Raw genomic sequence first — 25040 nt, forward strand, 5'->3', positions numbered from 1 at the left:
TCGGCAAGATGCTCGCCCACCGCCAGCGCGTCGACCGCGCCGCTGTCGCTCACCGTGTAGTGCCAGGTGCCGTCGGGATCGACGCTGGCCGTGCCATAGGCGGCACCAACGCTCACCGACAAGGTGTGGCTGTCGCTGGCGTCGACGTCGGAGAAGGTGACCTGGCCGCTCGCCTGCTGCGCCGAGGCCGCGAGACCGTCGCCCTCCGAGACGTTACCGGACTGTGCAGCCGAGGTGATCACCGGCGCGTCGTTGGTGCCATGAATGGTGATCGTGACCGTCTGCGTGTCGGTGCCGCCGTGGCCGTCATTGGCCTTGATTGTGTAGGTCAGCGTCAACGTCTCGCCAGCGGCCAGGAAATCGAAGGCCTGCGGCGTCGAACTGAAAGTCCAGCCGAGATTGTGGGTGTCGCTCGGATCGGCCGCCAGCGAGGGCGAGGACAGCGACAGCATGGAGAGCACATCGTTGCTCGTAAGCCCGCCCGTGGTGCCGCCAAGCGACACCGAATCCACCGCAGTTGCCACCGTGTCCGACAGATCGGGATCGGTCACCGTCAGGGTCCCGCCGGCCGTCAGCGGCGCATTGGTCTCGTTCAGCGAAGCCGCCGCGCTGTCGCTCGTCACCAGGTGGATGTCGGGCGCATCGTTGGTGCCTGCTATACGAACGGTCGCGGTCGCCCAGCTCAGCGTCCCGTTACCGAGCTTGATGGCATAGGTGAACGTGTCGGTAAAATACTCCCCCGCACCGAGCGCCTGCAATTGGGCGGCGACCCCAGTTGTGTCGTAGTGGACGTATCCGTCACTTCCGATCCAGATTTTCGCACCCATGGAGCTGGTATCAGAGGTGCCAGCTAGTCCGGCGGTGTCGGTCGTGTAAGTGACATCCTTCGTCAGGAGATCCGTGGGATAGGTGTTGCCGTTTGTGCTGGTTCCTGTTGAGCCGGAAGCATCGTCGACCGACCACAGTGTCTTGGCGGCGCCGCCGCTGTCGTTGGCAAGCACGTTCAGCTTGAGTACACCTGTCAGGTCCTCCGTCAGCGGAATGCCCGAAGCGGTGACTGTCAGGAGATCATCCTGTGCCTGCGGCGTGTTGGAGAACGACGTCGTGGTGCCGCCTGCACCGGAGATTTGCGTAGCCATTGTTTTCTACCCCCTGGCGGACGCCCCAGCGCCGCTCATTGCCGTCCGACAGACGACAGACCACCCCATGCCGACGAATCGGCGCCCAATCTTCCGGGACAGGAAATGATCAAATTGCCATGCAACCAGGCGCAACCCGACGGCCCGATCCGTGAACGGCCGGCCCATTATGGCGGTTCACAGACAGGCGGTGGCTCGATGGTGATGGCTGCTACGGCTATCAATAGCCGCACTGCGTTTCCCCTGCCCCAGTAGCGCCGTAACTCGTTGTTGCCGGTCGGGAGATAATTCGCGCTACCCTATATATTAGGATATTATTAACTTTACCCAGGGAGCGTCAACAGCCAATTCGATGAAGAGTTAATGACAAAACGCGTACTTGTACGCATTTGTGGATAAACTGCATTGATAGCCATGGAAGTCCAAGTCATCGGAGATTGGCTATAGGTGGAGCGAATCGGCCGGAGCCGATCCGTCACACAACCATCTTGCCGGGCTTGCCGCCGCGCTCGGCAACCGCTTTCTCGACGGCGCGTTTCAGCTCGTCCTTGATCTCGACCGTGTCGGCCATCAGCGTCTCGATCTTGAGGAAGTCGAGCACGCGGTATTTCGAGACGGCCGGGCGGATGAGGATGTCCGGCGGGTGCTGCCGCAGCTTGTTGGCGATGATCGACTGCATCATCAGCTGCGTCGCGCCGTACATCAGGTCGACGGTGGTCGGGTGCTTGCGCTCGACGTCGCTCGGCGCGCCCACCACGTCGATGGCGATGATGATGTCGGCATCCTGCTCGACCAGATCGAACGGCACGGGATTGTAGATGCCGCCGTCGATCAGCACCCGGCCGTCGCGCGTCACCGGGCGAAACACCGCCGGAATGGCGGCCGACGCCGCCAATGCCGAATGCAGGTCGCCCTCGGCGAAAACGGCGAGCTTGTGGCCGAAATAGTCGGTCGCCGTCACCTTGAGCGGAATTTTCAGCTCCTCGAAGGTCGCGGGGATGGCCTCGGGCAGGAAGGCCTTCAGGATGCGCTCGACATTGAACTGGCCGACGCGGATGCCACCCTGCATGGCCTCGGCGATCGTGCCCGGCCGCGAGCGCCACATGCGCGCGGCCACCTCGGCGCGGCTGCCGAGGATCGCGAGGCTGTAGTCGTGGATTTCCGTCCCCCGCATGCCGGCGGCCATGCCGGCGCCCATGATGGCGCCGATCGAGGAGCCGGCGATCGCCACCGGCCTGATGCCGAGCTCGTCCAGCGCCTCGATGGCGTGGATATGCGCAAGTCCCCGCGCGCCGCCGCCGCCGAAGGCAACCGCGAAGGTCGGGCTCATCCCTTGCCGCCTCCCGCCACCTGCACCAGCGGCGGACCGACCACCATCACCGCCGGGTCGGCCGAAAGGAGCTTCCTCGCCGCCGCCTTGACGTCTGCAAGCGTCACCGCGTCGATCAGCGCGGCGCGGCGCTTGATATAGTCGATGCCGAGATTGTCGAGCTGGAGCTCGACCAGCGTCGAGGCAATAGAACTGGAAGAGTCCAGGTTGTTTATGGCGTAGGCGCCGATCATGTATTTCTTGGTCGCCGCGAGCTCTTCCGCGGTCGGTCCCTTCTCGGCCATCTCCTTCACCACCTGGCGCACGATCGACAGCGTCTCGGCGGCGCGGTCGGAGCGCGTCGCGGTGGTGACCAGCAGCGCGTTGGAATGCTCGTGATCGACGAGGTCGGAGCTGACGCCATAGGCAAGGCCGCGCTTTTCGCGCACCTCCTCGTAAAGGCGCGAGGTGAAGGTCGAGCCGCCGAGAATCTCGTTCATCAGCACGGCGGCGTAGAAATCGGGATCGCTCCGTTTCACGCCGGGCCAGGCAAGCTGCAGGGAGGTCTGCGGCAAGTCGTAATTCACTTCTAGCTGCTGGCCGAGCTTGGGTGCGATGTCGGCAACCGGGGCCAGCATCTGCTTGTCCGGCAGGTCACCGAACACCTCGTCCAGCTTGCCGCTGAGCGTGGCGGCATCGATATCGCCCACCACCGCCACATGCAGGCCGCCGCGGGCGAAATTAGCCTTGTGGAAGGCCTTGAGGTCGTCGGCAGTGATGGTGGCGAGGCTCTCCTTGGTGCCTTGATCCGGCCGCGCATAGGGATGCCCCCCATAGATCGCGCGTAGCCAGCGCTGCTGGGCGATCGTGTCGGGATCGCGCTCATTGGCAAGGATGCCGGAAAGCACCTGGGCGCGGATGCGGTCGATCGGCGCCCGGTCGAAGCGCGGGCTGTTCACCGCCAGCTTCAGCAGGCCGAAAGCCTCGTCCTTCTGGTCGGACAGCATGCGCATCGAGCCATAGATGCCGTCACGCGCCGCCTGAAAACTCATCTCGGCGCCGGCATCGTCGAGCTTCAGCTGGAAGGCTCCGCTGTCGAGGTCGCCGGCGCCTTCGTCGAACAGGCCGCTCATCAAATTGACCAGGCCTTCCTTGCCGGCGGGATCCTGCGCGGTGCCGCCGTCGAAGACGAAGCGGACGGCAACCAGCGGGATCGAATGGTCTTCCACCAGCCAGGCGGTGATGCCCTTCTTCGACTTCACCTCCTGGATGTTCATCTCCGCGTGGGCGGCTAGCGCCGGCAAGAGCAGGAAGAACAGGGCAAAGCAAAGGGTGGCGACGATGCGGTAGAGCCCCCCTTCTCCCCTTGTGGGAGAAGGAAAGGTGCTCATACGACCAAGAACCAGGCTCATCATCAATTCCCCGCCTGTTGCTGCGGCAAGAGATAGCCGGTCGTCGAACGGTCGAGCAGGAGATAGCGGGCGGCGACCGTCCTGATCTCTTCGGCGGTAACCTTGCGGATGCGGTCCGGCCATTCCAGCACATCCTTCACATTGCCGCCGGTGGCGAGCGTCGAGCCGTACATATTGGCCATGTCGTCCTGCTTGTCGCGGGCAAAGATCATCGAGCGGACATAGCGGGTCTTGGCTCGCTCCAATTCGTCGTCAGTGACACCATCCTTGACGATGCCGGCGATCTCGGCGTCGACCGCGGCCTCGACATCGGCAAGCTTGGCGTCGCCGCGCGGCGAGCCATAGACGGTGAAGTTGGTGGCATCGAGCATGGTGCCTTGGAAATAGGCGCTGGCCTCGGAGGCGATGCCCTGCTTCACCACCAGCTGCTGGTAGAGGCGGCTGTGGTTGTCGCCGCCCAGGATCTCGGCCAGGAGGTCGAGCGCCTCGGCCTCGCCGGGCTTGGCGGTATGATAGGACGGCACCACCCATTGCGTCGAAAAGCTCGGCACCGAGACGCGCGCATCTGTGAGCGTCACAGTGCGCCTGGTGTTCTGCTCGGGCTCGACGGGGCGGATGCGCGGCCGCAGATCCGGCCCGCGCGCGATCTTGCCGTAGGTCCGTTCGGCCATCGCTTTCACCGCGTCGGGATCGACGTCGCCGGCCACCACCAGCACGGCATTGTTCGGGCGGTAGAAACTGTCATAGAAGGCCTTGGCGTCGGTGCGGTTCAGCTGCTCCATCTCCTGCATCCAGCCGATCACCGGAATACGGTAGGGCTGGTTCTGCCAGAGCGTCGCGTCGACCTCCTCGTCGAGCACAGCCTGCGGATTGCTGTCGATGCGCGAGCGACGCTCCTCCAGGATCACGTCGCGCTCGGTCTTGATGACGTCGTCGGTGAGGATGAGGTTGCGCATGCGGTCGGCCTCGAAACCCATCATCTCTTCGAGCGCCGAGGGCGGCACCGTCTCGTGGAAAGCGGTGTAGTCGTAAGAGGTGAAGGCATTGTTCGAGCCGCCGATCTCGGCGACGGCCTGGTCGAACTCGCCGGCGGCGTGGTTGGCGGTCGCCTTGAACATCAGATGCTCGAAGAAATGGGCGATGCCGGATTTGCCGGGCGGCTCGTCTGCGCTGCCGATCTTGTACCACACCATATGGGTGACGATCGGCGCGCGATGGTCTGGAACGACGACCACTTCCATGCCGTTGTCGAGCAGGAAATCCTTGGCCTCGGCTTCGTCCCCGGCCCGCGCCGGGGCCTGCGTCGCGAATGCCAGCGTGCCGGCAAGGAGTGCTGCGCCCAGCCCTCTGGTGCTCAATGTCATCAAATGCTCCGGTTTCGGTCGCGACGATAGAAAAGGTTCGCTGACGAGGCAAAGTGATTTGTTCGTCATTTTCGAGGCGCTGTTACCCGACCGCGATAAACCTGATCACCGTATCGCCATAGCCTCGCTCGTCCACCACGGAAAAACCCGCGCCTGGCTCGAACGCCGCGGAGGCCGCCTCCTCGACCACGCAGAGCGCGCCGGGCAGAAGCCAGCCGCCGGCTTTTGCCGAGCGAAGCGCACGCTCGCCGAGACCCTTGCCATAGGGCGGGTCGGCGAAGACCAGGCCGAAAGGCGAAAGCGTGCCGGCCTCGCCGAGATGGGTGGCGTCGCGGCGGAAGATTTTCGTCCGGCCGGTGAGCCCGAAGGCCTCGACATTGTCGCGGATCAGCCCGCGGCCTTCCGCCGATTCCTCGATGAAGACGCAATAGGAGGCGCCGCGCGACAGCGCCTCCAGCCCGAGCGCGCCGGTGCCGGCAAAAAGATCGAGCACGCGGCCGCCTTCGAGCTTTTCGGCGTAGCGATGCGCCAGCACATTGAACACCGCCTCGCGGGTACGGTCTGTGGTCGGGCGGATGGCATTCGAACGGGGCGTCGCCAAAGGGCGCCCGCGAAACTCACCGCCGACGATCCGCATTGCCACCCCTCGGACCCTTCGGACCGCGTGGCCCTCTGCCTTCGTGCTTGTCGCCACCGCTTCCCTCGGGGCGGTCGCCTCTTGGCTTGCCGAACGGCTTGCCCTTGCCACCGGGCTTGAACGATGCCTTGCGCGCCTTCGCCTCCGCGGCCTTGGCAGCGTCGGCCTCCGCCCTGCCCTTACCGATCGGGCGCGCGCCCGGCGCCATCCAGACGTTGGCCTTGCGCTGGCCGGGCGGCTCTATCGGCTGCGGTTCGCGCTTGTTGCCGCCGAAGCTGCTGCGTTCGGACTTGCCGAAGCCGCGCTCGGATTTGTCGAAGCCAGACTTGTCGAAGCCAGACTTGTTGAAGCCAGACTTGGGGCCACGCTCGCCGAAGGCCCTGTCGGGCTTGGTCGACAGCTTGCCCAGCGCCTCGTCGCGGCTGCCTTCGCGGCGCTTGCGGGCCTTGATCAGCCCGCCCTCGCCGATGGGACGGCGGTCGCCCTCGCGCGTGAATTTCGGCCGCTCGCCTTCATCGCGGCGCGGTTCGCTCCGCCGCACCGGCTTGTTGGAAAACGGCTTGGCGATCTCGGCGTCGAAATTGGCGCCGGACTCCTCGATCAGCCGCTCGCCGAGTTGGTCGCGCAGCACGCGACCCTTGATCTCCAGAACATGGCCCTCGGGCAGATCCTCGAGCTGGAACGGCCCGTAGGAGATGCGGATCAGCCGCGTCACATCCAGCCCCAGCGCGCCGAGAATGTTCTTCACCTCGCGGTTCTTGCCTTCGCGCAAGCCGATCGTCAGCCAGGCGTTGCTGCCCTGCTCTCGATCGAGCGAGGCCTCGACCGAGCCGTAGAAGACGCCGTCGACGGCAATGCCGTCGCGCAAGGCGGTGAGCTTGCTCTCCTCGACCTTGCCGTGGACGCGCACACGATAGCGCCGCAGCCAGCCAGTGGCCGGCAATTCGAGCACTCGCGACAGCCCGCCGTCATTGGTCAGCAGCAGCAAGCCTTCCGTGTTGATGTCGAGGCGGCCGATGGTCATCAGCCGCGGCAAGTCGGCAGGCAGCACGTCGAAGACGGTCTTGCGGCCTTCCGGATCGCGGTTGGTGGTGACCACGCCCGGCGGCTTGTGGAACAGGAACAGCCGCGTGCGCTCGATCGGCGGGATTTCCGTGCCGTCGAGATGGATGACGTCGTCGGCCATGACGTTGAAGGCGGGCGAGGTCAGCACCTTCCCGTTGACCTTGATGCGGCCGGCGGCGATCAGCTCCTCGGCGTCGCGGCGCGAGGCGATGCCGGCGCGCGCCAGCCGCTTGGCGATGCGTTCGCCGGCCTCCGGCGCCGCTTCCGAGGGCCGCGGGCGCGGCTTGAAGCCGCCCTGTCCGGACGCGGCGTCGCGCGGCGGACGATCGCTGAAATCGCGCTTGGGCCGCTCGGCGAAATCACGTTTGGGACGATCCGCGAAGTTGCGCTTGGGGCGGTCGAAGCGCCTTTCGCTGCGCTCCCCTTCGGCGGCCATCGGCCGGTCGCCGCGCGGCGTGTAAGGTTTGCGCGCGCCGTCGCGCTTCTCGAACGACTTGCCCTCGGGGCGCGGTCCTTTGCGGAACGGTCTTTCGCCACGCTCCCCGCCCTCGCCCGCTTCACGCGGCTTATAGCTGCGCTTGAAATCGCGGCGCTCGCCTTCGGCCGCCATGGGGCGGTCGCCGCGCGGCGTGTATGGCTTACGACCTTCACGCTTCTCGAAAGGCTTGCCCTCGCGCGGCGGGCCTTTGCGAAACGGCCTGTCGCCGCGTTCCGCACCCTCGCCAGTTTCACGCGGCTTGTAGCTGCGTTTGAAATCGCGCTGAGGTCGCTCGCCGTCCGCGGCCATCGGCCGGTCGCGCTTGGCGAACGGCTTCTTGCCGCCGAAGGATGGCTTGCCCTTCTTGCCTGCGGCTCCGCTGCGGTCGCGCGGGCCTGCCGGCCTCGATCCGCCTTTGCCCGCACCTTTGCGCGGAACTTTCTTGTCGTTGTCGTCCATTACCTTGGCTCTTCTTAAAGCTGCTACGATGCCGCCCGCCCTTTCGGACGCCCAACGCAGGCAGTGTCATCTTGATTTTTGCGCATATGTCAGCGCGGCAAAAACCGATTCCGGTTTTCAGGGTCACGCGCTAGATAACAGGATCACCGTCGGGTGGCGAGGAGTAATCGGAATGGAAAGCGCGTGAAGCGGCCGGATTTCATGGCTTTGGCGCTCAAGGAAGCCGAGGCGGCTGCAAGCCGCGGCGAAGTGCCGGTCGGCGCGGTGATCGCCAATGGCAACATCGTCGTGGCGAAAGCCGGCAACCGCACGCGCGAACTCGCCGACCCCACCGCCCATGCCGAGATGCTGGCGATCCGCGACGCCTGCCGCAAACTCGCCAGCGAGCGGCTTACCGGCCACGACCTCTATGTGACGCTGGAACCCTGCGCCATGTGCGCCGGCGCCATCTCCTTCGCGAGGCTGCGGCGGCTTTATTTCGGCGCCGCCGACGAGAAAGGCGGTGCGGTGGTCAACGGCGTGCGCTTCTTCGCCTCGCCCACCTGCCACCACACGCCAGACATCTATCCTGGGCTGGGCGAAAGCGAAGCCGCTCTCATCCTCAAGGAGTTCTTTCGCGAGAGACGGAATGGCGGTGAATGGTGAAGAAATTAGTGAGTAGTGGGTAGTGAGTAGTGACCTATTCACTATTCACTATTCACTATTCACTATTCACTACTTACAGGCCCAGCCAGTCGAACCAGCCGCCGCTCTTCTTGCCTTCCGCCTGCGCCTTGAGGCGGCGCTCCTTCTTGTACTCGTCCTCGCCGAGCTCGTTCTGCGGCGCGGCGTCGGAGGGCTGGCGATAGGCGAGCGGCGGCTCGCTCAGATATTTGCGCACATTGGGATTGCCCTGCTTGCCTTCGGCCAGACGACGCTGGATCTCGGCAGAGCGGGCAGCACTGGAATCGTCCGGCGACCAGCGCGGCGGATGGCTGGACGCCGAATCGGCCATCGCCTTCTTCACCGCCACCGGATCGGTCTGCACATCCTCGACCGCTTCCGGCTGATAATTCGGATCGTTCTGGTGGGCGGTCGCGTCGGCACGGATGCGGGCGCGGCGGGCCTCGGGCGATTCGGGCCATTCGGCGCTCGCCGTCTGGATGCTCTCCTGCGGCTGCGGCAGGTTTTCCTTCTGCCCCGGCGCCGGCTTCACCAGATCCGGACGCGGCTTGTAGTCGATCGGGTCGCGATGCTTCGGTGTGATCGCGGCAGCGCCTGAAACGTCGTCGAAGAGCTGCGCGGCAGCAGTCTTGTCGGTTCCGTAGGTGGGCGAGCTGACGCAGCCGGACATGGCGATGGCCGACACCACGAGCGGCGCCAGCAGCGCGGCGCGCGCAAAAGTCTTTTCGGTCATGCCATAAAGTCCCACTCTAGCTGCCTCTGATCGCCATCGGCCGATGGCGCGGTCCCCGATATTCCCGCATTTGCGATGGAAATCCGGCGACAATTTGTCTGCCGAAGTGTCGCGTGTTTACCTCAACCACTTATTAAGGGCAACGCGCGAGCGGATTTGCGCCGCCCGCGTGGTATTTCTGCATCGGCTTATAATCCCGGTGCTACAGTCGGCCGAGCGCCTTCAGCTCATGCAGCACCGCGGCGTCGCGGGCCGAGACGTCCGGGAATTCCGGATCCTGTCCGACATCGGCCGTATAGCGCCAGGAACGCGCGCATTTGACCAGACCGCGATCCTCGGCCTTTTCCACAACCACGGCGACGCCCTTGACGTCGTCGAGGGTGAAAGCGCCTTGCGGAGCCTTGCCGTGTTGTATGACCAGGTCGCTGGTGATCGCCATCTCGGCCATGTCGACATCGGCGATCGCCGCTTCCAGCGCGGCATCGTCGATGGTGACCACCGGAACGGCCTCCAGCGAGGAACCGATCAGCTTCTCGGCGCGCGCGATCTCGAGAGCGCCGGTAACGACGCGGCGCACCTGCCGGACCTTGCGCCACTTCTCGGCCAGCGCCTCGTTCCTCCAGTTTTCCGGGATCGCCGGGAACTGGTCGAGATGCACGGAGACGGCGTCCGGGTGACGGTCGAGCCAGGCCTCTTCCATGGTGAAGGGCAGCATCGGCGACAGCCACTTCACCAGGCATTCGAACAGGTGGCGCACGACCTGCACCGCCGCTTTGCGGCGCAAACTGGACGGCGCGTCGCAGTAGAGCGCGTCCTTGCGGATGTCGAAGTAGAAGGCCGAAAGCTCGACCACCATGAAGTCGAGCAGCGCGCGGGTGATGCGCTTGAACTCGAAGGCGTCATAACCCTGGCGCACCACCTCGTCGAGTTCGGACAACCGGTGCAGCATCAGCCGCTCCAGTTCCGGCATCTTGTCCAGAGGAACGTCCTCGCCATCGTCATGGGCAAGCGTGCCAAGCATCCAGCGGATGGTGTTTCTGAGCTTGCGGTAGGCGTCGATATTGGTCTGCAGCACGTTCTTGCCGAGCCGCTGGTCTTCCCAATAATCGGTCGTCACCACCCAGAGCCTGAGGATATCGGCGCCGGACTGTTTGATCACGTCCTGCGGCACGACGGTGTTGCCGAGCGACTTCGACATCTTGCGACCCTCCTCATCCATGGTGAAGCCATGGGTGATGACCGTGTCGTAAGGCGCCCTGCCCCTGGTGCCGCAGCTTTCGAGCAGCGAGGAATGGAACCAGCCGCGGTGTTGGTCGGAACCTTCGAGATAGACGTCGGCCGGCCATTTGAGATCGGGACGGTCCTCCAGCGTGAAGACATGCGTCGAGCCGGAATCGAACCAGACGTCGAGGATGTCCATCACCTGGTGCCATTTCGTAGCGTCGTGGTTGCCGAGGAAGCGCTCCTTGGCGCCCGGCGCGAACCAGGCGTCGGCGCCCTCCTTCTCGAAGGCGTCCATGATGCGCTGGTTGACTGCCTCGTCCCTCAGCACATTGCCGTCGACATCGGCGAATACGGCGATCGGCACGCCCCAGGCGCGCTGGCGCGACAGCACCCAGTCCGGCCTTTCCTCGATCATGGCGCGGATGCGATTCTGGCCGGCCGCAGGCACGAAGCGGGTGTCGTCGATCGCCTTCAGCGCGCGGCTGCGCAGCGTCGTGCCGTCGCCGAAGTCCTTGTCCATGTAGACGAACCATTGCGGCGTGTTGCGGAAGATGACCGGCTTCTTCGAGCGCCAGGAATGCGGATAGCTGTGCTTCAGCCGGCCGCGCGCGAAGAGCGCGTTGCGCTTGATCAGTTCCTCGATCACCGCCTGGTTGGCGTTGCCCTTCTTGCCGTTGTCGTCGATGACGCGCGCGGCGCCGCCTTCGCGGTCCTGGCCGAAGCCGGGCGCATCCTTGGTAAAGTAGCCGGCATCGTCGACCGGGAACGGGATCGCGGTGTCGACGCCGCGCTTGAGCAATTCGGCCACCGCGTCCGTCCAGGCGTCGAAGTCCTCGCGGCCGTGGCTGGGTGCGGTGTGCACGAAGCCGGTGCCGGCATCGTCGGTGACATGCTCACCCGCGATCATCGGCACGGGGAATTGATAGCCATCGGCCAACCCCCTGAACGGATGCGAAAGCGTAAGGCTTGCGAGCTGTTCTGCCGAAACGCTGTGAAGGCGGTTCAAGGTGACCTTTGCCTTGGCCGCGGCGTCCTCGGCCAGCGCGTCGGCGAAGATCAGCTTCTCGCCGGGCTGCGGACCGAAAGCGTTCTCGGCCGCGGTCACCTCGTAGAGGCCGTAGGCGATGCGCGGCGAATAGCTGACGGCGCGGTTGCCGGGCAGCGTCCAAGGCGTCGTCGTCCAGATGACGACATGGGCTTCGAGCAGGTCGAGCGAGGCCTCGGACAACGCCGCAGCCTGCCCGCTCTCGCCGCCGTCCACGGAGCGCGCAAGGCTCGCGACCGGGAACTTTACCCAGATCGTGTCGCTCTCATAGTCCTGGTACTCGACCTCGGCCTCGGCGAGCGCAGTGCGCTCGACCACACTCCACATCACCGGCTTCGAGCCGCGATAGAGCTGGCCCGACATGGCGAATTTCAACAGCTCGCCGGCGATGCGCGCCTCGGCATGGTAGGCCATGGTCGTATAGGGATTGTCGAAATCGCCGATGACGCCGAGGCGCTGGAACTCGCCGCCCTGGACCTTGATCCAATGAGCGGCGAAGTCGCGGCATTCCCTGCGGAACTCGTTGACCGGCACCTCGTCCTTGTTCTTGCCCTTGGCGCGATACTGCTCCTCGATCTTCCATTCGATCGGCAGGCCGTGGCAGTCCCAGCCCGGCACGTAATTGGCGTCGTAGCCGCGCATCTGGAAGGAGCGGTTGATGACGTCCTTGAGGATCTTGTTCAGCGCATGGCCGATATGGATGTTGCCGTTGGCGTAGGGCGGGCCATCATGCAACACGAATTTCTCGCGCCCGGCGGCCTCTTCGCGCAGCTTGCGGTAAAGGTCCATGTCCTGCCAGCGCTTGACCAGCACCGGTTCCTTCTCGGGCAAGCCCGCGCGCATCGGAAAATCCGTCCGCGGCAGGTAAAGCGTTTTGGAATAGTCGATCGTTTCAACGGTGTCGGTCATTGATCTGCCATCTGCATTGCCCGGCGGCGGAAGCCCCAGGCGTTGAACTAGCATTTTCTTGAAAAAGTGCGAGGGGCGCGCGCAAAAGTCCCGGCGGCTCCGGCGGCGTTCAGACCGCCCGGAACACCGGGCCCGTAATTCGTATCGCGATCGCGAAAAGGCGCGAAAAGCTCGTCATGGCGTGGCTTTTAGCGGATGGCGCGGCAGGAATAAAGCGCGGATTTCAAGGCAGAGCGCTGGTTTGTTGGCCTACATCGAGAAATTGAAGCGATAGGTGGTCGACACGCCGACGGTCCACTGGTTGCGGTCGCCGCGCTCCTTGACCAGGCTGGAATCGGCCGCCGGTCCCATCAGGCGCGAATATTCGGTGAAGACGCTCGCCGTCATCGGCTCGGTCACCTTCCAGGTGATCGCGCCGCCGAGACCGGTCGACTTAACCCCGCCGCCCGGATGGTATTCGCTGAGACCGGACGCGGCGGCCTCCGTGGCGTTGACGCCATAATAGGCGTCGAAATAATCGGACGAGGCGAAGGACACGCGCGGGCCGCCTGAGATGCGGACGGTCGGCGTGACGTCGTAGAAGGCGTCGGCGGCGATGTCGGCGACGAAGCCATTGTGGGCGCGGATGCCGTGCCTGAGCTCCGCACGCGCCCGCACCCAATCCAGCGGATAGAATTCGAAGAAGCCGCCAACCTCGCCGCCCCAGCGCACCGGGTCGAGGCCCTCCAGCTCGTCCTTGCTGTCGCGCGAGAACAGGAACTTGCCGGTGAGGCCGGCGCGCACGCTGCCGTCGTCGATCAGCGCCAGCGAGATGTTGTCGTTGCGCGAGGTGAAGCGCGCCTCCGGTCCCACCTTGCCAAGCGAGATGATGGGCTGGGCGCTCAGCATGTACTTCTTGCCGCCCTCGAAATTCGGGGCGACCAGGCCGGTGGCGCCGAGCGTCAGATACCAGTCGCCCGAAATCCAGCTCCCCTCGCCCGCCCGGGCTGAGGAGACGGCCATCAGGCCAGAGGCGAGAAGCAGCGGAATCGTCCCGACAATACGCATCGTCACCCCTTACGCGAAACAGGCCGGCAGGAACATCCGCCAGTGCCCAAGCCATGGCGCCAGTGCGGTAAATTTTGACTTAAAATCCGTAACATCGGTGACGCCGGTTGGACTGTTTGAGTCCCAGCTAATTCAATCTCTCGCCATCATCGCAAAACTCGAGACATCCGGAATGCACCACCAGCGGACGGACGTTCAGCCCCGCCTGGGACTTCGATGTCGCGCGCAAATCCATGTCGGTTACATAAATCCGTTGCGACGATTTCGTAAATTAAGGTGGCGGCTCTGTTTTGTGACCGCCCCTGCAAAAAAAGGATGGAAAAATGGCCAAGATCCCGGACAAGACCGAAACGATTGAAAACGTCGAATCCCCTGTCTTCGACCCGTCCAAGGCTACCGAGCAAGTTCGCGCTGTTGTCGACCAGGGCGTTGAGCAGTCGAAGCAGGCATTTTCCAAATTGAGTTCGGACGCCGAAACGACACAAAAGGCTCTTGAGTCGACCTTGGAAATGGCCAAGACCACCGGCAACGAGGTGTCCCTGAAGATGATTGCGGCTCTGAGAGACAATGCCGAAGCCGGCTTCACGCACCTTGAGGCACTGGTTGCCGCGAAGTCGCTGTCCGAGTGCATCGAACTTCAGACCGCTTTCCTTCGCAAGCAGATCGAAAAATCCGCCGAGCAGGCGAGAAGCCTCCAGGCTGCGATGATGAGAGCTAGCGAGGACATGTCCAAGCCGATCAAGGATATCTTTGAGAAGGCTTTGAAGGAACGTAAGGCTGCCTGATTGCCTAAGACCGAAGGGTCGTGCCTGCTCCCTGGGCGCGTTGCGCCGGGCTACTTGGTCGGGCGGCTTTTGTCCGCCCGACTGCATCGGAGTGATATCGCTGGTTTCGAGGTTTCTCAGCCCGTCCGCAATAAAGTTGCAGAGTGCTCGGCAATCCTTAGACGCAAGGCTCATCTCACTAGGCGTCACCGCTCACTCGGCCTGCGATGGCGAATGCCTGTAGGTTTTTGACCTTTCCGTGGTCCTGGTCGGCATTGGCGATAATCGAAAAGAACGCCGCACGGGCGATGTCTTTCTTTGACGCGTCGGGGTGTTCCTTCCTTGCCGCCTTCAGTAGTTTTTTCGGCGTCATATCTGGCGTCACAATCCGCATCAGGGTGTCGCTGATCGCCTGCAATTCGGTTGCATCCATTGGGAAACTCCGTCCCTGGCCCCGATGGTAAGTTTAGCAGAGCGCCTCTGTTAGCTGAAACTGAATTCACGTTACAATCGGAGACCAGCCGGCGCGTTCCGGGGCTGGGTCAGCTGTCTCATAAGGGCGAAGGCGCTTTGCCGCCATAGCGTCAACCAGCCCGCCGGCCGGTGCCGCTCGGAAGATGGCGAAGCCGTGCCGACAGTTCATTCCTTCTTCAAATCTTCGGCTTCGTCTTTGAGCTTGGTCCAGTCGGCACCGTGCTTCCGCAGCAAGGCGCGCGCCTGTTTCGGCGTGACGTCGGCAATTTCCCTCAGGTGCTCTACCTCCAGCTCTTGCCCCTTCACAACGCGGCTCGCCTTCTTCTTTTTTTCTTTGATAGCCATTATGTGTCCTTCTCTTGCATCATCGGATGAACGAGGACCGGGAAGTGCGGTTCCGCTCGTGCATTGTCGTGTGCCGGCTTGAGGTCCGGCCACAGTTGGTCAAGGCGCGGGCGGTTGTTTGTGACAGCTTTATGACGCACCATGCAGGTGGGCCCCTTCGATTGCCGTGAGGCGAGGCGGCGCCGAGGACATCATGCGGGAAACGGAACTGAAGCTCGAGCTTTCGCAATCGGGTGCGCGGTCGCTCCTAAAGAAAAATCCGTTCGGATCCCCGCCCACCATTCTTCAGCAGAGATCCATCTATTTCGATACCACCGGATGGGATCTGTCCAAGCGCGGCCTATCGCTTCGCATTCGGCAATCGGGAAATGAAAGGATACAAACCCTCAAAGCGGGCGATGGCGCCGCGGCCGGATCGTTCACACGCGAGGAATTGGAGCGACCGGTCGCCGGCGACACACCGATACTTGACGATCCACGGATCCGAGACCTGCTTGCGGGGGATGGCCGAAAGCTCACGCCCTTGTTCGAGGTTCATGTCAAACGGCATCGTTGGAATGTGATCGATGGCGACGCGACGGTCGAAGTCGCTCTGGACGCTGGCAAGGTCGTTGCAGCCGACCGCGAGGCTTCGCTCTGCGAGATCGAGTTGGAAAAGAAGGCGGGTTCACCGAGAGCGCTGTTTGCGCTCGCCCGCAAAGTCGACCTGATCACGCCGGCGCATCTCGGCGTGCTGAGCAAAGCGGAACGCGGCTATCGTCTGCTTAGTTCGGCGCCCGGTGCTGTGAAATCCGCCGCGACCCCGCTCACTTCCGAGATGAGCGCGGCAACAGCTTTCGCGCGCATCGCGGCGGCCTGTCTCAAACAGTTTCGGCTCAATGAAACGGCGCTCGGCTGGTCTCGCGATGCCGACGCCCTGCACCAGGCTCGCGTGTCGCTGCGACGGCTGCGCTCACTATGCTCGATCTGCAAGTCGCTATTCGACGACAGCCGTTTCGACCACTTACGAGAAGAATTGAAATGGCTCGCCTCGGAGCTTGGCGAGGCACGCAATATCGACGTGATGATCGGTCGAGCTTCGAGCGAGGCCCTTTCAAGCCGTCTTCAAGACGCGCGCGACGACGCCTACGCTGCGGTCGAAGCATCGCTCTCCTCGGTGCGCGCTCGCTCCTTGATGATCGATGCCACCGAGTGGATTTCCATCGGGGACTGGCGAACCCAATCGGACGAAAAGTTGCACGAGCAGTCGTCGAGGAATTTGGCCTCAGGTGTATTCGACAAATTTTGGAAAAAGGTGGCGAAGGGCGGCAACGATCTCATCGATGCCGATGACGAGACCCGCCATAAAGTGCGAATCGCCGCAAAGAAACTGCGCTACGCGGCCGAGTTCTTCGAGCCGCTTTACAACAGCAAGGCGGAAGCCAAACGCCACCGACGGTTCATCGAGGCGATGAAGGGCCTCCAGGATCATCTCGGCAGCCTCAACGATATCGCCACCGCGCCCGATATGTTGGCAGCGCTGGAGCTATCGGACGTGGCGGGTGCGAAAGATCTTTTCAGCGCCGAGGACAAGTCCAAGCTTCTCAAGGACGCCGCGGAAGCACACGACGCCTTTGTCAGTACCAGGCGCTTCTGGCGTTGAGCGGGGCGACGAAGGTCCGGCATCGGAAGATGGACGTCAGTTCCGGGTCAAGAGCGGTCGTCTCGTAGGCTAATCGCTCGCGCGGATCGGCTGCCGCGCGGCGCTGTCGGCAGGTCCAGAAGCTTCGCCACAGCCTTGGCGCCCTTGCCCGTAACACGGACCGATCCGTCGTCGCCCACCTCCACCGTCGCACCGTTGGCGAAGCTGAGCGACCAACCGTCGCCTTTGGCGCTACGGCGGCGATCGGTGAGCTCGATGCCGGCAGCGGTGACCAGGGCGACGATCCTGTCGACGTCCATCTTCGTCTTACGCGCCCTCAATTGAGGTCGAGCCCGCCGGTAAGATCGCCGAGCGGCGGCTCGCCATGCGCGGCCACGGCCTTGTCGCGGACCACGATGCCATGCAGCACCGGCAGTTCGAAGCGCTCGGTGATGAAGCGCAGGATCGACGTCGTGTCGTAGGGCGCATGGTCGACATAGCCGCGCTTGGCAAAAGGCGAAACGATGATCGCGGGGATGCGCGTGCCCGGCCCCCAGCGGTCGCCCTTGGGCGGAGCGACGTGATCCCAGATGCCGCCATTCTCGTCATAGGTGACGACGACCAGCATATGCGGCCATTGCGGGCTCTTCTCCAGATGGGCGATGACATCCGCGATATGGCGGTCGCCGGCCTGGATGTCGGCATAGCCGGAATGCTCGTTGAGATTGCCCTGCGGCTTGTAGAAGGAGACCTGCGGCAGGCCGCCATCGTCGATGGCCTGGATGAAGCTCACGCCGCCGAGCCCGGCGTCGCGCAGATGCTCGCGCCTGGCTTCGGTGCCCGGCGCATAGTTGGCGTAGTAGTTGAACGGCTGGTGATGGTACTGGAAATTCGGTGTCGGTGTGTGGTTGCCGTGATCGAGCGTGTATTGCCAGGCGCCCGAATACCACGCCCAACTGACGTGCTTGAGACTGAGCATGTCGCCGATGGTCGGCTCCGTCTGCGGCGGCAGCGTCGTCGGCTTGGCCGCATCCGCCATGCGCGGATCGCCGCCGGGCGCCGGATTGTTGCCGCTCGGCTGGTAAGGCGGCTGCATCGTGTTCACCACGTAGAAGTCGGGCGTCAGATTGCCGTCGGAGACGAATTTCGGGATGCCGTCGCGCGCCGATTTCGGCGAGTTGTCGGCGACCTTCAGCGCAGTGCCGCTATCGTCCGTCACCGAGATCGAAGGCTTGGCCGGGTTCTTGTCGGCATCAGCATAATAAGGCGCGCAGGCGCAGATCAGCCACTGGTGGTTGAAGAAAGAGCCGCCGAAGGCGCCCATGAAGAAATGGTCGGCCAGCACATATTTCTGAGCGACCGCCCACATGTCGGTCTTGGAGGCGTCCCAATTGCTCATCGGCATGGCGCCTGAATCGGCCCAGGCGACGAACATGTCGTTCTTGCCGCCGTTGATCTGCATCTGGTTCTGGTAATAGCGGTGCCACAGATCGTGCGTTACGACGGTGAGCGGAACATTGAACCCCTTCGCGTCATTCACGGTGAACGGCTCGTTCGGAAGGTGCTCGGTCATCGCTTGCGTCACCGGCGGCGTCACGCCCTTGCCCGTAAGCCCGTCCCAGACCGGCGGCAGTTCGGACAGCACCGAACCGTCACGGTCACGCTGCTCAAGGCTTTCCTGGCTCGCCTTGTCGATGCCCTCGGCGCCGGGAAAATGGCCATAGAGATTGTCGAAGGCGCGGTTCTCCGCGAAGATGACGACCACCGTTTCTATCTTGGCGATGCCGTCCGGCTGATCGCCGGGCTGCGCCGCAAGCGCCGGAGCCGAAGCGGCAGCGCACAGAGCGAGAGCAGAGGAAAACAGGGCGAGCCCAGAGGATCGCTTCATCGCCATACCTCCCTAGCGCAAAATGGGATGACACCAGCTTCGGCATGTCTTTGCAATAGCCACCGCGCTGGACGGGCTATGCCATTGGGATTACCCTCCTTCAACCGCAGGATGCGCGGCCAAATCCGGAGGGAGATGGATCATGAGCTTGCAAGGCGATGCCCTGAAAGACGCGATCGGACGAACGCGCGACAAATGGGGATGGTTCGTGGCGCTCGGCGTGCTGCTGTTGATTTTCGGCGGCATCGCTTTCGGCAATCTGTTCATCGCCACCGTCGCCTCGGTCTATGTCGTCGGCTGGCTGATGCTGATGGCCGGCGTCATCGAGATCATCCATGCTTTCGGCGTGAAAACCTGGGGACGCTTCTTCTACTGGCTGCTTAGCGGCCTGCTCTACGCCGTGGCCGGCTTCTTCGCCTTCGACAATCCGCTGCTTGCCTCGGCGGTGCTCACCCTGCTGCTGGCGATCGCGCTTGTCGCTTCCGGGCTGCTGAGGGCCTGGGTCGCCTACAATCACCGCCCTGAGCAAGGCTGGGGATGGCTGCTCGCGGCCGCCGTCATCACCATCCTGCTTGGCCTGATCATCGCCATGGGCTGGCCGGTCAACAGCCTGTGGGTGCTCGGCATGTTCCTGGCCATCGACCTGATCTTCCAGGGCTGGAGCTTTATCGCCATCGGGTTGGCGTTGAAGCGGTAGCCGGGGTCCCCAGCCGATCAAAAACAGATCGCGGCGTCCAGCTCCGAGAGCGGGCGCACACCGGCGAGCAGCGCCCTCGCCTCGGCCTCGTCGCGCTTCATCTGCACCACCAGCGCGTCGAGCCCGTCGAACTTCAGCTCGGGGCGCAGATAGCCGAAGAACGACACCTCGCAGGTCTCGCCGTAGAGATCGCCGGAGAAGTCGAAGACATAGGTTTCGAGCAGCGGCGCGCCATTGTCGTCGATGGTCGGGCGGCGGCCGAAGCTGGCGACGCCGTCATGCAGCGTGCCGTCGGCGCGGCGGAAGCGGACGGCGTAAATGCCTTCCTTCAGAGTGGCTTCCGGCGAAAGCCTCATATTGGCGGTCGGGAAGCCGAGCGTGCGGCCGAGCTGCTGCCCCCCGATCACCTCGCTCTCGACGGTGAAGCGATAGCCGAGCAGGCCGGCGGCCTCCGCCACCTCGCCTTCGCAAAGCAAAGCGCGGATGCGGCTCGACGAAACCACCTCGGCGCCCTCGTCGCGGAAGGCGTCGACCAGGGTGACGCCAAAACCGTGGCGCTCGCCGGCCGCCATCAGGAAGGCCGGGCCGCCCTGGCGGTCCTTGCCGAAATGGAAGTCGAAGCCGGTGACGGCGTGGGAGATGCCGAGCTTGTGCTCCAGCACGTCAGTCACGAACGCATCGGCCGAGAGCGCGGCGAAGTCGCGCGTGAACGGCTGCTCGACCAGGGCGGCGAAGCCGAGCCTGGCCAGGAGCCGCGCCTTCATCGGCGGCGGCGTCAGCACGAAAAGCGGTACCTCCGGCCTGAACACCTTGCGCGGGTGCGGCTCGAAGGTGAGCACCAGGGCCGGCACGCCGCGGCGGGCGGCCTCGGCCAGCGCCCGCTCCAGCACCGAGAGGTGACCGCGGTGGACGCCGTCGAAATTGCCGATCGCCACGACGCCGCCGCGCAGATGCGCCGGCAACGGCGCGACCGCCGAAATGCGTTCGAAAGCTTGCGTCATGTCAGAGGCACCCGTCATGGCCCGGCTTCCCGCCTATTGCAGCCGCGGAATGACGGCGACCGGCCGATAGCCGTGCGTTGCGAGGAAGCCTGCCAGCCTTTCGGGATCGGGCCGCAGCGGGTCGCCATAGTCGCGCGCATGGATACCGCCCGAAACGTAGAGCACGTCGAAGCCGTTGTCGGCGGCGCCCTTGACGTCGGTCATCATGCCGTCGCCGATGGCGAGCACAGCCGGGCGCTCGACAGCGTGGCCGAGCAGGCCTGCGACCTCCTTCATGGCGAGGTTGTAGATCGGCGCGAAAGGCTTGCCGGCGACCAGCGTGCGGCCGCCGAGCTGCGCATAGTCGCGCGCCAGCGCACCGGCGCACCAGATGGTCCGCTCGCCGCGCTCGACCAGGATATCTGGATTGGCGCAGATGAAAGGCAGGTTGCGGGCGCGCAGGCGCTGCAGCAGTTCCGCATAGTCGGCCGGCTTCTCCACCTCGTCGTCATAAAGTCCGGTGCAGACGACGCCTGAAGCTTCGAACTCCTCGACGAGCTCGACGTCGAGGCCGTCATAAAGGGTGAAGTCGCGCTCCGGGCCGATGTGGAAAATCTTCCTCGGACCCTCGGCGATCAGGTCGCGGGTGACGTCGCCGGAAGTGACGACACGGTCATAGGCATCGGCCGGAACGCCGATCGCGTTCATCTGCGCAACGACGTCGGCGCTGCGGCGCGGCGAGTTGGTGATCAGCACCACCGGCACTTTTGCCGCGCGCGCCCGGGCCAGCGCCTCCGCGGCGACGGAAAAGTGCCATTCGCCATTGTGCACCACGCCCCATACGTCGCACAGGATGGCCGTGTAGTTTCCTGATAGATCGGCGAGCGAAGCTATGATGTCCGGCGAATCCGCCATGCCGTTTTCCTGATCTGATCCCTGGCAAGGCCGCGACAGCCATCCTTTCAGTTCGGAGGCCGCCACGGCCGGTCCCGCATAACCGAAGCGCTCCATCCTGTCATCAGCTTTCGCCATCGCCCGCGGGGCGAGCCCCGATATCGCCCGCCCGAAAGCAAAGGGTTAACGCGCGGTCAAAAAGGCTGCGCGTTGTTGATCGTTTCGCTCAAGCTGAAATTTAAGGATTTATGACCATGGTTGCAGATCAAATACGACCATGGTCGTACATCAATTGGGTCTTTGGCGGGGGCTAAGCGCAATGATCCGCGGATTTCTTCGCGAAAGGCGGGACAATTATGTCCCGGCGGCCGCCATTGACACGATCGGTCGATTCCTTCGCTGCAGCGACGGCTCCTTCATGCCTGTCGTTGTCATGGTGATGCTGTCGCTGCTGGTCGCGGTCGGCTTTTCCGTCGACTACACCTCGGCGGTGACGACCAGGAGCAACATGCAGAACGCGCTGGACGCCGCGGTGCTGTCGATCACCACCATGCCGACGACGACCACGAAGGCCGACCGCGAGGTAGCGCTGCAGCAGGCCTATGTCGCCAATAGCGGACAGGGCACGGCGACGCTCACCGCAGTCGACGTCGCCGCCGACGGCACGGCGAGCTTCAAAGCCACGGCGGCCTATCCGATGCCGACCGATTTCATGGGGATCGCCAGGATCAACACGGTCAATGTCGGCGTGGCCTCGGCGGTGAACAAAACGCCGGCGCTGGTGCAGGCCGATTTCAAGGTGTCGAAAGTGTCGGGCTACTGGAACAAGACGATGACGCTCTACGGCACCAAGTTCGCCCAAACCAACGGCCAGAGCCTCATGAAGATCGATTACAACTACATCCCCTATAAATACACCTATACGGACCACAATAAGAACTACACCGTGACCGAGCCGAAGGGCTACGGAACCAGCACTGTCTACACGGTGAATGGAACCACGCAGACGCAGGTCCAGCAGCAGACCTGCACGACGACGGGCTCAACCGGCCCCTTCAGCAATCCGCCGGCCGACGCGATCCTCGGCACCACCAAGGATAAAAACAACGGCAACAAGACGATCTACTTCCTCACGACCTGCGCGACCACCACCTACCCGGCCAACGGCGCCGGCGCCTCCATCGACGTCAGCCAGATGGACCAGCTCTATCTGCAGATGGATGTACCCTCCGGCAATCCGAAGGTGCTGGTGTCGAACGATCCCACAACCTCGAACCGGCTCTATATCGGCGCCAGCCAGACCGATATGCCCGAGGTCGAGACCGGAGAGAAGGTCGACATCTTCACCGCCGTGCCTTGCGGCGAGACCAGCTATCAGGCCTGGGAAGACGGCGGCAATGCGGTGCCGGCGCCGGTTTCCAATGCCGACTTCTTCTACACCGTGACCGGCAAGTGCGCCTTCAACCAGAGGCCGTCCGAGACGGTGATGACGCAGTAGTCGCATGCAGGGCCGCTTACCACAGATGCGCGAATTCTGGCGTCGATTTCGCCGCGACCGGCGCGGCAATTATGCCCTCGTGACGGCGATTGCCATGGTGCCGCTGATGGGCGCCCTGGCGATCGCCGTCGATTTCACCGAGCTCAACCGGCAAAAGCAGATGGTGCTGAATGCGCTCGACGCGGCCAACTTCGCCGCCGCGAGGCGCTTGGCGGAAGGCGCGACCGACGACCAGATCAGGGCCTATGCGGTCGGCTTCTTCAACGCCAACCTCAACAACATCGACCCGACGACGATCTCGCTCGACGTCACGCTGCCCAGCAGCCAGGCCGGCGGCGGCCTGGTGAGCATGTGCGCGACGCTCAACTACCACCCCTATTTCTACCCGGCGGCGGCTCTGCTCAACGGCGCGTCCGAAGGTGACGCGAACAAGCCGATCACGCTCGGGCCGTGCTCGCAGGTGCGGCTGAAGAACACGCTGGAAGTGGCGATGGTGCTCGACAATTCGGGCTCGATGTCGACGAAGGGGTCCGGCACAGGGCAGAAGCGCATCGACCTGCTCAAGCAGGCCGCCAAGCAGCTCGTCGACACGCTGGCCCAGCAGGCGGCGCAGATCAAGCAGATCGACAAGCCGGTCCAGTTCAGCCTCGTGCCCTTCGCCGCCTCGGTCAATGTCGGGCCGGACAACGACAACGCCTCCTGGATGGACGTCTACGGGCTGTCGCCGATCGCCAACGAGAATTTCGACTGGTCGACGCTCCACGCCGCTGACAAATACGCCGAGAAGATCAACGGCATCTGGTACAAGAAAGGCACCGGCTGGGGCACGGAGGAAGGCCAGGCGCTGAGCCGCCTCTCGCTCTACCGGGACATGAAGGTCGTCACCAGCCATGAGCGCATCGTCGGCAGCAAGCGTGTCGTCTGCGACGAATACCGTTCCAACAACACCTGCGAGCGCAGCCACAACGAATACGACTACAACGACACCTACGGCCCGTTCGCAAGCTGGCAGGGTTGCGTCGAGGTGCGGCCTTATCCCTACAATGTCGACGACACGCCGGCATCGGGCGGCCCCAACAACACCGGCATCGGCGTCGGCGACCCCGCCACCATGTTCGTGCCGATGTTTGCGCCAGACGAGCCCGGCGATCATTGGAAAGTGACGCAGGATCCGGACGAGCCGAAGCCGGCGACCTACGGCGCCGCCAACAGTTGGTGGAACGACGACCCGTCGAGCCCTGACGGGCCGACGCGGCAGTCCAATATGGCCAAGTATTTCCAGCCGCGGCCGATGAATGCCCCGGTGCTGGGCGCGGGCGCCGGCCCGAACTACAGCTGCACCACCACGCCGATCACGCCGCTCACCGACGTCGCCAATGCCGACGGGCTCGCAGCCGTCAAGGCTGCGATCGACCTGATGGTTCCCAACGGCAACACCAATGTGCCGGAAGGCATGGCCTGGGGCTGGCGCACCGTCTCCAGCGCGGCACCGTTCACCGAAGGACGGCCGGAGACCGAGCGCGGCAACGACAAGGTCGTCATCGTGCTTACCGACGGCGAGAACACCTATTCGACGGTCAATCCGGACCCTGCCGGCAACAAGTCGACCTATGCCGCCTACGGCTATACCGGCGTCGGCTATAACCGCACTTCGGTTACCCGCCTGTTCGGCGGCACATCGAGCGATATCGGCCAGTTCAATTATACCTCGAGCAACTACACCAGCGCCCTCAACGAGCAGATGGCCAAGCTCTGCGACAACGCCAAGGCGGCCAACATCATGGTGATGACGGTTGCGCTCGACATGTCTTCGACCGACGCCGGCGACAAGAAGGCGATGGAGGCGCTGAAGACCTGCTCGTCGGACTCCCGCTTCCGCAAGGACCCGGCCGACCCCAGCAAGCCCGCCAAGCTATTCTGGAACGCGACCGGCGCGACGCTCTCGGACAACTTTAAAGAGATTGCGAACGAGCTGTCGAATTTGCGGGTGGTGGGGTAGCACGGATGTAACGCCGGCGCGGAAGCTGCCAATCTCCCCCCTTGAGGGGGAGATGGCCGGCAGGCCAGAGGGGGGTGCGAAGGAACGCGGCCTGTCGCATTCGTCATCCTAGGGCGGAGCAAGGAGCGAAGCGACGCGCGTAGACCCTAGGATCCATGCCGTGACATTGACCAGGGGGCAGCTGTGCAGAATTCTGCAACGTTTTCAAGGCTTTAACGTCACGGCATGGATCCTCGGGTCAAGCCCGAGGATGACGAAGCGTTGGCGGAATCGGAGAATTAAGTGCTGAGAGGCTGGCGGGACAGCCCCCTCTGCCCTGCCGGGCATCTCCCCCCGCAAGGGGGGAGATCGGCAACTCTGCCACTTTCGCCAATTTTCAACGCTGGCGCAAAAGCT

Annotated in this window: 21 protein-coding genes; 6 read left to right on the plus strand and 15 right to left on the minus strand. The window is 63.8% G+C overall.

All coding sequences use genetic code 11. The annotated features are described in order from the left end of the window. The 6 genes from ABID26_RS32610 to ABID26_RS32635 form a co-directional block, all read right to left on the minus strand. A partial coding sequence (locus ABID26_RS32610; protein ID WP_354417686.1) for a VCBS domain-containing protein occupies nucleotides 1–1139 on the minus strand: 1139 nt, incomplete at its 3' end. 475 nt (nucleotides 1140–1614) lie between these two features. Further along, nucleotides 1615–2469, minus strand: coding sequence for a patatin-like phospholipase family protein (locus tag ABID26_RS32615; protein ID WP_292299862.1), 855 nt, complete (start codon nucleotides 2467–2469; stop codon nucleotides 1615–1617). Continuing rightward, nucleotides 2466–3860: a M16 family metallopeptidase gene (locus ABID26_RS32620; RefSeq protein WP_435528632.1), complete on the minus strand. Its 1395-nt coding sequence runs from the start codon at nucleotides 3858–3860 to the stop codon at nucleotides 2466–2468. Before ABID26_RS32620 ends, ABID26_RS32615 begins: the two co-directional genes overlap by 4 nt. A gap of 2 nt (nucleotides 3861–3862) precedes the next feature. Then, on the minus strand, nucleotides 3863–5224 hold the full coding sequence (locus ABID26_RS32625; protein ID WP_354417688.1) for a M16 family metallopeptidase: 1362 nt from the start codon (nucleotides 5222–5224) through the stop codon (nucleotides 3863–3865). An 82-nt stretch (nucleotides 5225–5306) separates the two neighbouring features. Next, entirely contained in the window at nucleotides 5307–5861 is a 555-nt protein-coding gene (gene rsmD / locus ABID26_RS32630; RefSeq protein WP_354417690.1) for a 16S rRNA (guanine(966)-N(2))-methyltransferase RsmD, read from the minus strand. Continuing rightward, nucleotides 5842–7863 carry a pseudouridine synthase gene (locus ABID26_RS32635; protein ID WP_354417692.1) on the minus strand — a complete coding sequence of 674 codons (2022 nt, stop codon included), beginning with the start codon at nucleotides 7861–7863 and terminating at the stop codon, nucleotides 5842–5844. The genes rsmD and ABID26_RS32635 overlap by 20 nt, the downstream gene beginning before the upstream one ends. 183 nt (nucleotides 7864–8046) lie before the next feature. Between ABID26_RS32635 and ABID26_RS32640 the strand changes: the two genes are divergently transcribed. Then, a complete protein-coding gene (locus ABID26_RS32640) occupies nucleotides 8047–8508 on the plus strand; it encodes a nucleoside deaminase (protein ID WP_126100614.1) in 462 nt (153 codons plus the stop codon). Nucleotides 8509–8581: 73 nt separating this feature from the next. On the opposite strand, the gene ABID26_RS32645 is transcribed toward ABID26_RS32640, so the two are convergent. From ABID26_RS32645 to ABID26_RS32655, 3 genes are all read right to left on the minus strand, one after another. Further along, the gene (locus tag ABID26_RS32645; protein WP_189521230.1) at nucleotides 8582–9259 is read right to left on the minus strand and encodes a hypothetical protein; all 678 of its coding nucleotides are present in this window, start codon (nucleotides 9257–9259) and stop codon (nucleotides 8582–8584) included. Between the two features lie 202 nt (nucleotides 9260–9461). Beyond that, nucleotides 9462–12437 carry an isoleucine--tRNA ligase gene (gene ileS / locus ABID26_RS32650; protein WP_354417694.1) on the minus strand — a complete coding sequence of 992 codons (2976 nt, stop codon included), beginning with the start codon at nucleotides 12435–12437 and terminating at the stop codon, nucleotides 9462–9464. Nucleotides 12438–12686: 249 nt separating this feature from the next. Continuing rightward, a complete protein-coding gene (locus tag ABID26_RS32655; RefSeq protein WP_354417696.1) occupies nucleotides 12687–13484 on the minus strand; it encodes a MipA/OmpV family protein in 798 nt (265 codons plus the stop codon). Between the two features lie 323 nt (nucleotides 13485–13807). On the opposite strand from ABID26_RS32655, the gene ABID26_RS32660 reads away from it, so the two are divergent. After that, nucleotides 13808–14269 (plus strand): phasin, encoded by a 462-nt coding sequence (locus ABID26_RS32660; RefSeq protein WP_292340177.1) that lies wholly within the window; start codon nucleotides 13808–13810, stop codon nucleotides 14267–14269. A 178-nt stretch (nucleotides 14270–14447) separates the two neighbouring features. On the opposite strand, the gene ABID26_RS32665 is transcribed toward ABID26_RS32660, so the two are convergent. Continuing rightward, on the minus strand, nucleotides 14448–14681 hold the full coding sequence (locus ABID26_RS32665) for a hypothetical protein (protein WP_126084463.1): 234 nt from the start codon (nucleotides 14679–14681) through the stop codon (nucleotides 14448–14450). 206 nt (nucleotides 14682–14887) lie between these two features. Beyond that, nucleotides 14888–15067 carry a hypothetical protein gene (locus ABID26_RS32670; protein WP_126100618.1) on the minus strand — a complete coding sequence of 60 codons (180 nt, stop codon included), beginning with the start codon at nucleotides 15065–15067 and terminating at the stop codon, nucleotides 14888–14890. A 193-nt stretch (nucleotides 15068–15260) separates the two neighbouring features. On the opposite strand from ABID26_RS32670, the gene ABID26_RS32675 reads away from it, so the two are divergent. Continuing rightward, entirely contained in the window at nucleotides 15261–16709 is a 1449-nt protein-coding gene (locus ABID26_RS32675) for a CYTH and CHAD domain-containing protein (RefSeq protein WP_126100619.1), read from the plus strand. Nucleotides 16710–16756: 47 nt separating this feature from the next. Here ABID26_RS32675 and ABID26_RS32680 read toward each other — a convergent pair whose 3' ends face one another. Both ABID26_RS32680 and ABID26_RS32685 read right to left on the minus strand, forming a co-directional pair. Then, nucleotides 16757–17008 carry a hypothetical protein gene (locus ABID26_RS32680; RefSeq protein WP_126100620.1) on the minus strand — a complete coding sequence of 84 codons (252 nt, stop codon included), beginning with the start codon at nucleotides 17006–17008 and terminating at the stop codon, nucleotides 16757–16759. Nucleotides 17009–17025: 17 nt separating this feature from the next. Then, nucleotides 17026–18576, minus strand: coding sequence for an acid phosphatase (locus tag ABID26_RS32685; protein WP_354417699.1), 1551 nt, complete (start codon nucleotides 18574–18576; stop codon nucleotides 17026–17028). A 142-nt stretch (nucleotides 18577–18718) separates the two neighbouring features. Between ABID26_RS32685 and ABID26_RS32690 the strand changes: the two genes are divergently transcribed. Further along, the gene (locus ABID26_RS32690; protein ID WP_126100622.1) at nucleotides 18719–19273 is read left to right on the plus strand and encodes an HdeD family acid-resistance protein; all 555 of its coding nucleotides are present in this window, start codon (nucleotides 18719–18721) and stop codon (nucleotides 19271–19273) included. 17 nt (nucleotides 19274–19290) lie between these two features. Here the strand turns inward: ABID26_RS32690 and ABID26_RS32695 are convergent, their stop codons facing one another. Together ABID26_RS32695 and ABID26_RS32700 are read right to left on the minus strand one after the other, a co-directional pair. Beyond that, entirely contained in the window at nucleotides 19291–20274 is a 984-nt protein-coding gene (locus ABID26_RS32695) for a bifunctional riboflavin kinase/FAD synthetase (RefSeq protein ID WP_126102734.1), read from the minus strand. Between the two features lie 33 nt (nucleotides 20275–20307). Then, nucleotides 20308–21168: a TIGR01459 family HAD-type hydrolase gene (locus ABID26_RS32700; RefSeq protein ID WP_126100623.1), complete on the minus strand. Its 861-nt coding sequence runs from the start codon at nucleotides 21166–21168 to the stop codon at nucleotides 20308–20310. Between the two features lie 397 nt (nucleotides 21169–21565). Here ABID26_RS32700 and ABID26_RS32705 point away from each other — a divergent pair, with 397 nt between their 5' ends. Further along, on the plus strand, nucleotides 21566–22645 hold the full coding sequence (locus ABID26_RS32705) for a Tad domain-containing protein (RefSeq protein WP_245459983.1): 1080 nt from the start codon (nucleotides 21566–21568) through the stop codon (nucleotides 22643–22645). 25 nt (nucleotides 22646–22670) lie between these two features. Beyond that, on the plus strand, nucleotides 22671–24644 hold the full coding sequence (locus ABID26_RS32710; RefSeq protein ID WP_126102735.1) for a pilus assembly protein TadG-related protein: 1974 nt from the start codon (nucleotides 22671–22673) through the stop codon (nucleotides 24642–24644). The last annotated feature ends 396 nt before the right edge of the window (nucleotides 24645–25040 follow it).

It is taken from the genome of Mesorhizobium shonense (assembly GCF_040545255.1).
GTDB lineage: Bacteria > Pseudomonadota > Alphaproteobacteria > Rhizobiales > Rhizobiaceae > Mesorhizobium > Mesorhizobium shonense.